Below are 11,294 nucleotides of genomic sequence, written 5' to 3'. Positions count from 1 at the left end.
AGACCGCGGCGTTTAAAAGCAAAACTTACTGAAACTTATCCATTACTTTACCGAACAGTTCTTCGTCAGATGGAATCACTTTGGTCACCGCCAGCGGTTTAGACACCCAAGTTTCGTTAATCAGGTCGCGCCAAGTGATGTTGTTATTGGTGCTGTTATTGCCCCACGAGCCACAACCTAGTGAGAAGGTTTGACGCATGCCGTTCCATAAGTTACCGCTGTTAGAAGGCGCTTGTGGCTGATTTACCATCACCCGTGAGGTTTTAGTGGCATAGGCAAACTTCATGATGTTCTCATCGCTGTAGGAATAAATACCGCATGAGTGGCCTTGGCCCTGATAGGCCTGAATTTCGTTAGTCATGGCAATGGCGCCATCAATGTCTTTCACCGTGTAGAACGCCATCACCACCGACATTTTCTCACCAGAGAATGGGTAGTCTGGGCCAGCGCCGGTTTCGGGCACGATTAAAAAGGTCTTGCCTTCGGGTAGGTCAATGCCCGACATTTCAGCCAGTACGCTCGCAGGCTGGGCAACAATACGCGCCGCAATGTGACCGTCTTCCCAGATAATACTCTGCAACTTAGCTTTCTCTTCAGCGTTGCAGATATAACCGCCCTGGGCTTGCAGTTTTTCAAGCAGCGCGTCTACGTTTGATTCAAAGGCGATAACCGCATTGTCTGAAGAGCACGATGCCGCTAGATCTAAAGTTTTAGAAATACGGATTTTTTCAGCAGCTTCGTCCAAGTCTGCGGTGTCATCAACAGTAATAACCGCATTACCGGCGCCCACACCGAGTGCTGGCGTACCGCTTGAGTATGCCGATTTCACCATTGGCGCGCCACCGGTTGCCAGAATACGGTCGCATTGCTTCATCAGTTCAGCGGTACCTTCCATCGACGGGCTGTCCATAGAAATAACCAAATCCTCAGGCGCACCACAGGCCTTGAGGGCGCCGCGCATCAAGTCGCAGATCATTTTATTGGTTAGCTTAGAGCGCGGGTGCGGCGCAACAATAATAGAGTTACGACCTTTGATAGCAGAGATCGCTTTAATAACGGGCGTCGCCTCTGGGTTGGTGCAAGGCGTTAATGCACCAATAACACCTACTGGCTTGGCGATTTTGACGATATTGCGTTCTTTGTCGTCTTCTAAAATACCTACCGACTTGTCATTGATAATATCGAACAATGCGGCGCGGGTTTTCTTAAATATTTTCAGGAACTTGCCGTCATAATTACCAAGCTGGGTCTCTTCTACGGTGAATTTGGCAATTTTCTCGGCAACATCTTGACGGGCCACTGACCACACCATGGCGGTAATTAATTCGTCGACTTGCTCTTGGCTATAATTGGCAATCTGCGCCTGCGCGGCCCGTGAGCGGGCAATTAAAGATTGCACTAATAGTGCCTCTTCGGTGGTTGCAACGGCGGTTTCAGCAGCCATGGTATCTCTCCGGGTTATTTTTGTGGTTTACATTAGCACAGCTGGATCAGGCCCAGTTGCGCATAAATAGGGCAACCATATAAACACACATAAGAATCCGGTAGGATTGATTATATTGCCGACTTGATGGACTATATTGCGCATAGACCTTGGTCTACACATTCGACATTAATTAGAAAAAACCTTATAAATACAAAGGCTTAACATGGCAATTACCTCAGACTGGCCGCTTCCACCCCAAGGTATTCGCTTTTTAACGCCGCAATTTGTACAAACCCAGCTGGCCGCCCACCCACTCACTGAAGGCTTGTACCCCCTCGCCATGGGTTACTACCCCGTCGCCTTTGACCATCGCATGCAGCGCCAGCAACACGATAGCCATTTGCTTATTTACTGTATTGCCGGCAAAGGCACCTTGTTGTGCGACGACAAACACTATCAAGTGACCAGCGGCGACATGTTTTTGTTGGCCCCTGATCGCGCCCACGCCTACCACGCCGATCGAGATGACCCCTGGACTATTTACTGGTTGCACTTTAAGGGCCGGCTCGCCAATGACTTTTACCAGCACATTGATCTCAGCAGTCCCTGCTTTAATATTGGCGTGCAACCGCGGGTAGTTCGGATTTTTGACGGTCTGTCGGAGTTGCGCCGCAGTGCCTATCAATTTTCGGAATTCGTGCAGGGCGGCCATCAATTGCAGGCGCTGCTCAGCTATATCGCACTCTTGGTTCGTCAGCAGCGCCCCCAAAGTGGTAAGGCATTAAATTGGGAACGGCTGCGTGCCACCATGCAGGAACATATTCACGGCCAACTCAACCTCGACGAATTAGCGGCAGGGGTAAAATTATCGAAATATCATTTCACTAAGAAATTTAAAGCCCATACCGGCCAATCGCCTATTCAGTATTTCATAAATATGAAAATTCAGCGGGCCTGCTATTTGCTCGACAGCACCAGCCAGTCAGTAAAACAGGTCGCCGCCGCCGTGGGCTACGACGACGCCTATTATTTCTCTCGACTATTTAAAAAGACCATTGGCTTGGCACCAAGTGAATACCGCCAGCACCGCCGCAGCTAAAACATTAAAACACTTCACCGCCCATCACCGTCACGGCCCGCCCAGAGAGCACGACCTTATCGCCTTGTATGGCAATACCTACCTCACCACCCCTCGCTGACAGCTGCCTACCCAGCAAAAACTCACGCCCTAATTTTTGCGACCAATAATGGGCCAACGCACAATGCGCGGAACCGGTCACGGGGTCTTCATCAATCCCCGCAGCAGGGGCAAAGAAGCGCGACACAAAATCAACGTCACTCGCTTCGTTAGCGGGCGCAGTAATAATTAAGCCCCGTGCTGATAAGGCCGCAATAGCAGCGAGATTGGGCACAAAACACTGGATCGCAGCCGCACTAGCCAACTCAATGAGCAAATCTTCGCCCGCTGTGCTCGCCGCCACAAGGTTATCTGCAACGCTAGCAAATTGACTAGTATCGGCCAGCACCTTGGTTTCAACCAGAGGAAAGGTAAGCGCAATGCCGTCGCCAAGCAAACTGGCCGACAACTCACCGCTGCGGGTTTCGAAGCGCAGCTGCGTCGCACTAATAGCGCACTGATTCCATAACACATGGGCTGCCGCCAAGGTCGCATGGCCGCAGAGATTCACCTCAGTCAGCGGCGTGAACCAGCGCAAGCGATAGCGACCGTCGGCGAGTAATTGCACGTACGCGGTTTCAGACAAATTAAACTCTGCCGCTAATAACTGCATATCTGCGTCAGACATGTCCTCATCTTGCAAGCACACTGCCGCCGGATTACCGCGATACTTCTGCCGACTAAAGGCATCCACTACAAAATATTTCATACACCTATTCCTAATGAATATTCCACCACCACTCCCGCTCCTGGCTGCTTTCGCCACCCTCGCCAGCAAGCAGTATCAGTATCACCGCAAGCACTGCTGCGATGAAAAGTGTGTTTGCAAAATACGAGAATAGCGGTATTTTTTTTAAACGATAAAAAAGTGGTTTCAACGCATCCATTACAGACTCCTTTCCGCCCTTCTGAGCAATGACCAACACACGCTCAGATTAACGCGACAAGAAAAACCACAACAGATACACTATTTATATCTTGATACAGTACAGTTTAATATTTTTCGCATCTGTACTGCATAACAGTTCTAACCTAGGACGCCACAATGCCGCCCCGCTACCGCCAAATTGCCAGCCAGATTGCCGAGCATATCGAGCAAGGTCAGCTCAATATTGGCGACAAACTCCCCGGCGTGCGCCAAGCCAGTGAAGCCCACCGTGTCAGCCTATCTACCGCACTGGCTGCCTACCGCTATTTAGAGCAAGAGCAATATATCGAGGCGCGACCGCGCTCCGGCTTTTATATTAAAGCCCGTTTTGAAAACGCCGTGCGTCGCCCTAGCGAATCCCGACCCGATACCAAGCCCACACTCATCAATAGCCAGCAACGGGTCATGCAGGTCATCTCTGCTGCCAACCGGCCCGGCATACTGCGATTGGGGGCGACTGTTCCCGATGCCAGCTTTTTACCCGTAGCGGCGCTAGAGCGGGCCCTAGCGAGTGCCGCCCGGCACCCTCACGCTCGCAGCAATGGCTATGAATTCCCACCGGGCTATCTGGGTCTGCGCCAGCAGCTCGCCAAACGCATGAACAACCTAGGCTGCCAACTTCATGCCGACGACATTACGATTACGCAGGGCTGCCAAGAAGCCCTGTACTTGGCCCTTAAAGTAAGCTGCCAAGCAGGCGATATTGTCGCTTTAGAGTCGCCACTTTTTTATGGCTTGCTGCAAATAATTGATTCACTAGGCCTGCAAGCCCTAGAAATACCCACGGATCCTCAGCACGGTATTTCTTTGGAAGCCTTGCAATTAGCGATTGAGAAATGGCCGGTCAAAGCGTGTATTGTGGTCAGCAATTTCAGCAATCCCATTGGCGCTACATTAAGCGATACCCGCAAACGAGATTTGGTCGCCATGCTCAGCGCAGCGCACATCCCACTGATTGAAGATGATATTTACGGCGAATTAAGTTTTGAGCAACTGCGGCCAAGCATCGCCAAGCGCTACGACACGGGCAGCGATGTGCTGTATTGCTCTTCGCTGTCTAAGTCGCTGTCACCAGCGCTGCGCATCGGCTGGATTGCCGGTGGCAAATACAGCGAAGAGCTGAACTACCAGAAATTTACCTTAAATGGGGCCAGCGCCACGATTCCCCAGTTGGCCGCCGACCGCCTGCTGCACAGCGGCGAATACGACCGTCATCTGCACCGCATGCGGGCAGCACTTACCACCTCAACGGCACGCATCCGGGAAGCCTTAGCGCGGCATATGCCCAGCGGTACCCAAATCACCCAACCTCGTGGTGGCTATGCCCTGTGGTTAGAACTACCTAAGCAGGTCGACGCTCTGTTATTGGCGGAACAAGCCTTGGCGAAGAACATCAGTATCGCCGCCGGACCGCTGTTTACCGCCAGCGAAAAATACCGGCACTGCCTGCGCATTTCCTGCGCCTGCCCTTGGAGTACTCAACTAGAAGAGGGCTTAGCCACGCTAGGTATCTTGGCGAATGCCCAGTGCGTTTAACAAGTGGTAACAGTCAACAATTCATTGAGCAAACGCGGCAATTCAACGCTGGCCAGCCCGTAGCGGGTTTCCGAAAACGCGGACTGCACTGCCGATGGCTCTAAATTCACTTCGATAGTATGGGCGCCGACACTTCCTGCCGCTTGCACAAAACCCGCCGCCGGATAGACATTGCCTGAGGTGCCCACTGCAATAAACAAGTCACATTGCTCCAGCCCAGTGTAAATCTCATCCATTCCCAAGGGCATCTCGCCAAACCATACGATGTTCGGGCGCAGACCGCCGCGCAGCCCGCAACAGGCGCAGCGAGCGTCGGTACTAATATCGGTGGCGATTGGATAGACCACCCCACTATAGCTGCACTGCATTTTGAGTAGTTCGCCGTGCATATGAATAAGTTTTTGCGAGCCCGCGCGCTCATGAAGATCGTCAATATTTTGGGTGACGAGTAAAAACTCACCGGTAAATTTTTTCTCAAATTTAGCAAGCGCTATATGCGCGGGATTTACCGTTACCTCTGTGCTTAATAATTGACGGCGGCGCTCATTGTAAAAGCGCTGCACTAGCGTGGGATTCGCCGCAAAACCCTCAGGGGTCGCCACGTCTTCAACCCGGTGTTCCTCCCAAAGGCCGTCTGCCGCACGAAACGTCTTAATGCCAGACTCTGCGGAGATCCCCGCGCCAGTCAATACCACTACCCGCTGATACGCCATACTCACTCTTAAAACCACGGCCGCTGATTGCGCACATAGCTCTGCTCAAATTCCGCGTCGGATTTAGTGATGTAAATAATAAACTCAATAAAGGCAATAATCGCAACGACAAGGGAAGGCAGGCCCAGAAGAATAAAACCAAACACAAAGGCCAGCACCATGATCACGCCCTGCTTGGTATAGCCCAAGTAAAATTTATGTACGCCAAACACCCCAAAGAAAAATGCGAACAGTGCCGCAGCCACTTTTTTAGACGAGCCAGAAACCAACGCGGTATCTACATAAATGGCTTCGGCCTGCGCACCCGCTGCCACAAAATCCACGGCAACACCGGCCCGGATATCAGTGTCGGCTTGCCACTGCGCGGCGGTGAACGAATAACGCTGACCGTCTTCGGCGCTAATCACACCGGCGCCAGTGTCGGCTTTAAAATCGAGTATTTTGCCTTTCATTGATCAACGCCCTTTCTCGGTAGTTTCATATCATTAGTGCAATTAGCTCGTTCTACGCACAGACTAAATTAGCTGCTTTTGCCAAAAGGTAGCTGCGCCTTGTTCGGGGTCGAGTTCGTAGGGCGCGAAGCCGCAACGCTGATACACCCGCTGTGCGCTGAGGTTATTCGCCAGCACCTCTAAGGTTAGTTTGCAGTAGTCATGACAGCGAGCAAACTCTTCAAGCACCGCAATCATACGATCACTCAGGCCCTGACCCCGGTATTGCGACAAAACCATCACATCATGGATATTCAGCAGCGGCTTACATTTAAAGGTAGAAAATCCGCGCAGGGCGGTGAGCAGCGCCACGGCATTTTCACCATCAAAGGCCAATAAGGTAATAGCCCCAACTTCACCGGCTAAGGCATCACACAGATTCATTAACACCTCGTGCGGCAATACCTCGCCGCCACCCATAGGGTCTAAGGCATAAGCTGACATTAAGGTGATAATTCCGGCGCGATGAGCGGCGTTGTGATAATCAGCGATTTCGATTTTCAAGCTTGCATTATCCATTGGCGCCTGGCCCCAGCGGCTGGCCATAACTAAATTCAACAAAATTGCCATCGGGGTCACGTAACCCGCAGTAATAACCGACGGGATAGGGTTCTTCGCGCGTCGCCCAAGCGAGTATGCCATCTTGTTTACCGCGCGCCGCAATAACATCTACCGCCGCGCGGCTGGGTAGCGCAAAACCCAGGTGCGAAAAATCGCTATCAAGCTGATTACGCCCGGGACCGCCCGGCAGTAACACTAGAATAAACTCCTGTTCGCGACCCGCTTCCGCAAGCCAAACCACCTCGCCACCGGCCTTATTATCGCGCTGATGGATTAATTTCAGGCCCGCATACTCTTGGTAAAAAGCTATACAAGATTCAATATCACGAACGTGAAGTGCCAGATGAGTCAAAACCGCAGACATTGTGAATCCCCTGCTAAGCGAAGCGTGTGTATAAAACAGACTAGCAAATGACCCAGCCTAAAGTCTAAGCACTTAGCCACCAACCCAAGCCCTTACAGCGTACCCACCAAATGACGCAATTGCGCTCGAAACCACTGCTGAGCGGTATCGCCTTCTAACGCCGTGGGCCACATCATCCAAATCGGGATTGGATCAGTTGGCAAGGGAAAGTCAAAACTCTGTATATCAAAGGCGCCAGCGAAAACCTGCTGCATTCGCGAGGGCATCACCGCGAGATAATCTGTTGCCGCGACCACCGGCAACATGCTCGAGAAATTCTGTACTTGCGCCGCTTTTTTACGCGACAGTGATTTGCCACCCAAGGCCTGTTCTAGCTGGCTGCGCTCGCGGCTGCGCTGCGGTAAAAAGACATGCTCTTCGGCGAGGTATTGCTCAAGGGATAGCGCGCCGTTAATCCGTGGGTGAGCGCCTCTGGCGATGACAACCAAGCGCTCTTGGGCGAGCTGCTCGGTACAAATATAGTCCTGTGTCAGCGGCACATAGTCTATTAATACATCAACATCTAGCCGCCGTAAACTAAGGGCTAAATCTTGTTCTTGGCCAGCAAATGCCAGAGTTTCTACCGTAAGTGCTGAGCCGCCCCGCTGCAACAGCGCCATGAGTGGACCAAGCGCCACCGCCTCAAAATAGTTGTCACCAAGCAGACGAAAGCAACGCTGATCGCGACTCGGGTCAAAATACTGCTCTTTAGCTAGCGCACCGCGCACCAAGGCCAGCGCCTCGCGGATTTGCGGGTATATCAACTGAGCCCGCGGTGTGGGCGTCATCCCCAAGCGGCTGCGGACAAACAGTTCGTCTTTAAATGTCAGCCGCAGGCGCTGCAAGGCTGCGCTCATGGCCGGCTGACTCATCCCTAGCCGATCTGCGGCACGAGTCATATTCTCTTCAAGCATCAATGCATCAAAGATCGACAGCAAATTGAGATCCACGCCGCGCAGATTAAGCATAGGATGCGCCTAAATTATAAGAAATATGGATAATATTTATATATAACATCAAATTTACAAATAATAATAGAGCCGTATGCTGTTATGACAATAAAGCATATTAGGAAAACAGCCATGGACAACATCGTCAGCCTCTCCGTTATTTTGTTTATTATTTTGGCCTCCATATGGGAATGGCAGGCTGGGCGTAACAGCAATGGTAAAAAGTCCCGTGAAGATTGGGGCATGGCAGTCATCGCTGCATTTGGTCTGGGCGCGGTGCAGCGACCAGCCCTAATATTTAGCATTGCATGGCTCGGCACCCAGCTGGCACCGCATTATCAAGGTAGCCTCGGCTGGCTGCAGGAGGCCTATTTTTGGCCGGTGCTCATTGCCTATATTTTTATCGAGGAGTTATTACACAGCGGTGCCCATTTCTTTTCCCATGCGCGACGGCCCCGCTGGAAGCCCCTGCTTGTAGTTCAGCAACTGTTCAAAATGGGCCACCGGCCTCACCATTTTTCGGGGGGCAACGACGGCCGAGGCGAGTTAAGTGTGACCCAAACCTTTGTTGAACACTGGTTGTTCTGGTTTATCATGCCCAACTTCTGGTTTCAGTTTTTGTGCCTTTATTTAGGACTGACTGAGGTATTTTTAATTGGCACGGTGTTCAAAGGCCTGTGGGCAGCCCATAACCACGTTAATTGGAATTACGATTTATATTTCTTGAATCACCCTTGGCCGTGGGTCCGCAAAACCATGCGCGGCCTCTGCCATATTATTACTTTCCCTACACAGCACCACCACCATCATGCGCGGGGCAAAAACTCTGCAAAGAATATGTGCAATTTATTAGCACTGTATGACTGGCTGCTGTTCGGCACGCTCGAAATAGAAACGGAGAAGCCAAGCCAGTATGGGTGGAAGCAGTCACCGAAAGAAGAGCACAGTATTTGGTACCGCTACTTTGCAATCGATCTAAAGAAATTGGGTTAGCTGGGCGAGGGCTTAATGAACCCCGCTCATGCGGGCAAGCATTAGGCTGCCAACGGTAATAAAGGACACAATCACAAGTAAGATGCCCAATAATTTAAGCGGTCGATAAGGCTTGCGGTCAGTCTCGTTGTAACCTTGTTTTAAGAAGGCGTCGACCTTGGCTTGATCTTCAGGGTTAAGCTTATTGTGTTCGTTTTCCATTGAGTCACCAGGGGTTAGGCATCACCAACCTTCTGTTATTAACAAAAGCACAGGCAATAAAAAAGGCGGCATCATTATCGCAAGATGCCGCCCTCTTCTCCAGCTTTACCGTTTACCCATACTTTAGATAAACGCCTCTTCTGGAATATCCATAAGACTGGCGCTGCCGTTGCGAACCGACTCGCTCAAACCTTTAGCCTGGGGCAATAGGCGCTGAACGAAGAAGCGCGCGGTGTGCAGTTTGGCTTGCGCGAAGGCATCCCCCTGCGCACAGTCACCGCTTAATACCGCTTTACACATCATCGCCCACATATAGGTGTACAGCGTGAAGCCCATAACGTGGAGGAATTCAACCGAAGCCGCGCCAATCGCGTTAGCATCGCCATTTTTAGTCTGCTCAAGCACGTAAGCCGCGAGTGATTCGAGGTTATCAACCGCCTCATTCAATGGGTTTACAAACTCGTCCATGCCCTTCACCGCCGCAGCTGAAGCGCCGAACTCGCGCATTTCGGCAACTAACAACGCCAAGGTTTGACCGCCGTTAGCAGCAATCTTGCGACCCATTAAATCCAGCGCCTGAATGCCATTGGTGCCTTCATAAATTTGGCTAATACGCACATCACGCACCAGCTGCTCCATGCCCCATTCGCGCACATAGCCATGGCCACCAAAAATCTGTTGGCCGTGCACAGTGCCTTCAAGGCCTTTATCGGTAAGGAAAGCTTTTGCTACTGGGGTCAGCAATTCAACCATGGCCGCACCACGCTCTTGGGCGTCGCCACTGGCAAATTTAGACAAGTCCAATTGCTTACCAACGTATACCGCAAAAGCGCGCCCTGCTTCGACATAGGCTTTTTGGGTAAGCAGCATGCGGCGTACATCGGGGTGCACAATGATCGGATCGGCGGCGCCATCTTTATTCACCGGACCTGATGGTGCGCGGCTTTGAGTGCGCTCGCGGGCGTAAAGAGAAGACCACTGATACGCCGCCTCGGCCGCGCTCAAGCCTTGTATACCCACAGACAAACGCTCGTAGTTCATCATGGTGAACATGCCTTGCAGGCCGCGATTGATTTCACCAACCAAATAGCCTTCAGCGCCGTCGAAGTTCATTACGCAGGTCGCTGACGCATTAATCCCCATTTTGTGTTCAATGCTGCCGCAGCTCACGCCATTGGCTTCGCCCAGGCTGCCATCATCGTTAACTTTAAACTTTGGCACCAAGAAAAGAGAAATACCTTTGGATCCCGCTGGAGCGTCTGGCAGTTTCGCCAACACCAAATGGATAACGTTCTCAGTCAGGTCGTGATCGCCGCCGGTAATAAATATCTTGGTACCGCTAACACTGTAGCTACCGTCAGTCTGCGGCACAGCCTTGGTCCGAATCATGCCGAGGTCGGTACCGGCGTGGCTTTCGGTCAAGCACATCGCGCCAGCCCATTTGGCCGAATACATATTGGGTAGGAATTTGGTTTTAAGCTCTTCGGATGCGTGACTGGCAATCGCCAATGCTGCGCCCGAGGTTAGCGTTAAATAGAGACCCATGGCGATGTTGGAGGAGTAAAGCATCTCTTCAAACAATAGCACCAACATTTTGGGCATCGTTTGGCCGCCGTATTCTGGCGCACCAGACAGACCGCCCCAACCACCGTCAGCCAATTGTTTAAAGGCCTCAGGGTAACCTTTGGGCGTAGTCACTACGCCATCTGCCCAGGTCACGCCTTCTTCATGACCAGGCTGGCTCAAAGGCGCAATCAGACTCTCGTTAATTTTGGCACTTTCTTCCAGAATTGCGTCGGCCAATTCACGGTTGACGTCTTCCATAGCAGGCATGGTTTCCCACAGCTGCTCCGCGTGAAAAACATCGTGTAATACAAACTGCATATCGCGCAGGGGGGCTTTATATTCAGGCATT

At 51.7% G+C, this 11,294-nt stretch carries 13 protein-coding genes; 3 read left to right on the top strand and 10 right to left on the bottom strand.

Going from position 1 to position 11,294, the window contains the following annotated elements:
- Positions 1-25: 25 nt before the first annotated feature.
- Positions 26-1,444, bottom strand: coding sequence for an aldehyde dehydrogenase family protein (locus tag HNQ57_RS14350; protein WP_184464119.1), 1,419 nt, complete (start codon positions 1,442-1,444; stop codon positions 26-28).
- 205 nt (positions 1,445-1,649) lie between these two features.
- Between HNQ57_RS14350 and HNQ57_RS14345 the strand changes: the two genes are divergently transcribed.
- Positions 1,650-2,525, top strand: a complete 876-nt coding sequence (locus HNQ57_RS14345; protein WP_184464117.1) for an AraC family transcriptional regulator — start codon at positions 1,650-1,652, stop codon at positions 2,523-2,525.
- Between the two features lie 4 nt (positions 2,526-2,529).
- Here HNQ57_RS14345 and HNQ57_RS14340 read toward each other — a convergent pair whose 3' ends face one another.
- Positions 2,530-3,312, bottom strand: coding sequence for a PhzF family phenazine biosynthesis protein (locus HNQ57_RS14340; RefSeq protein WP_184464115.1), 783 nt, complete (start codon positions 3,310-3,312; stop codon positions 2,530-2,532).
- A gap of 10 nt (positions 3,313-3,322) precedes the next feature.
- Positions 3,323-3,490 carry a hypothetical protein gene (locus HNQ57_RS14335; RefSeq protein ID WP_184464113.1) on the bottom strand — a complete coding sequence of 56 codons (168 nt, stop codon included), beginning with the start codon at positions 3,488-3,490 and terminating at the stop codon, positions 3,323-3,325.
- A 158-nt stretch (positions 3,491-3,648) separates the two neighbouring features.
- Here HNQ57_RS14335 and HNQ57_RS14330 point away from each other — a divergent pair, with 158 nt between their 5' ends.
- Positions 3,649-5,067, top strand: coding sequence for an aminotransferase-like domain-containing protein (locus HNQ57_RS14330; RefSeq protein WP_184464112.1), 1,419 nt, complete (start codon positions 3,649-3,651; stop codon positions 5,065-5,067).
- Here the strand turns inward: HNQ57_RS14330 and cobB are convergent.
- The 5 genes from cobB to HNQ57_RS14305 all read right to left on the bottom strand — a co-directional run bounded on the left by cobB (position 5,064) and on the right by HNQ57_RS14305 (position 8,203).
- Positions 5,064-5,780, bottom strand: coding sequence for a Sir2 family NAD+-dependent deacetylase (cobB, locus tag HNQ57_RS14325; protein WP_184464110.1), 717 nt, complete (start codon positions 5,778-5,780; stop codon positions 5,064-5,066). The two genes, HNQ57_RS14330 and cobB, sit on opposite strands and share 4 nt — an antisense overlap.
- A gap of 8 nt (positions 5,781-5,788) precedes the next feature.
- A complete protein-coding gene (locus HNQ57_RS14320; protein ID WP_184464108.1) occupies positions 5,789-6,232 on the bottom strand; it encodes an NINE protein in 444 nt (147 codons plus the stop codon).
- 63 nt (positions 6,233-6,295) lie between these two features.
- Complete coding sequence (locus HNQ57_RS14315) at positions 6,296-6,790, bottom strand: GNAT family N-acetyltransferase (RefSeq protein WP_184464106.1); 495 nt, start codon at positions 6,788-6,790, stop codon at positions 6,296-6,298.
- On the bottom strand, positions 6,783-7,196 hold the full coding sequence (locus HNQ57_RS14310; RefSeq protein ID WP_184464103.1) for a VOC family protein: 414 nt from the start codon (positions 7,194-7,196) through the stop codon (positions 6,783-6,785). The genes HNQ57_RS14315 and HNQ57_RS14310 overlap by 8 nt, the downstream gene beginning before the upstream one ends.
- Before the next feature lie 92 nt (positions 7,197-7,288).
- Entirely contained in the window at positions 7,289-8,203 is a 915-nt protein-coding gene (locus HNQ57_RS14305) for a LysR substrate-binding domain-containing protein (RefSeq protein ID WP_184464102.1), read from the bottom strand.
- A 114-nt stretch (positions 8,204-8,317) separates the two neighbouring features.
- On the opposite strand from HNQ57_RS14305, the gene HNQ57_RS14300 reads away from it, so the two are divergent.
- Positions 8,318-9,178: a sterol desaturase family protein gene (locus HNQ57_RS14300; RefSeq protein ID WP_184464100.1), complete on the top strand. Its 861-nt coding sequence runs from the start codon at positions 8,318-8,320 to the stop codon at positions 9,176-9,178.
- Between the two features lie 12 nt (positions 9,179-9,190).
- Here the strand turns inward: HNQ57_RS14300 and HNQ57_RS14295 are convergent, their stop codons facing one another.
- Positions 9,191-9,379, bottom strand: a complete 189-nt coding sequence (locus HNQ57_RS14295) for a DUF3094 family protein (protein WP_184464098.1) — start codon at positions 9,377-9,379, stop codon at positions 9,191-9,193.
- 123 nt (positions 9,380-9,502) lie between these two features.
- Positions 9,503-11,293 (bottom strand): acyl-CoA dehydrogenase C-terminal domain-containing protein, encoded by a 1,791-nt coding sequence (locus tag HNQ57_RS14290; protein WP_184464096.1) that lies wholly within the window; start codon positions 11,291-11,293, stop codon positions 9,503-9,505.
- Position 11,294 lies beyond the last annotated feature (1 nt).

The sequence above is a fragment of the Zhongshania antarctica genome (genome assembly GCF_014202945.1).
Lineage (GTDB): Bacteria > Pseudomonadota > Gammaproteobacteria > Pseudomonadales > Spongiibacteraceae > Spongiibacter > Spongiibacter antarcticus.
The sequence above is the reverse complement of the archived record's forward strand: the minus strand, read 5'-3'. Positions and strand labels throughout refer to the sequence as shown.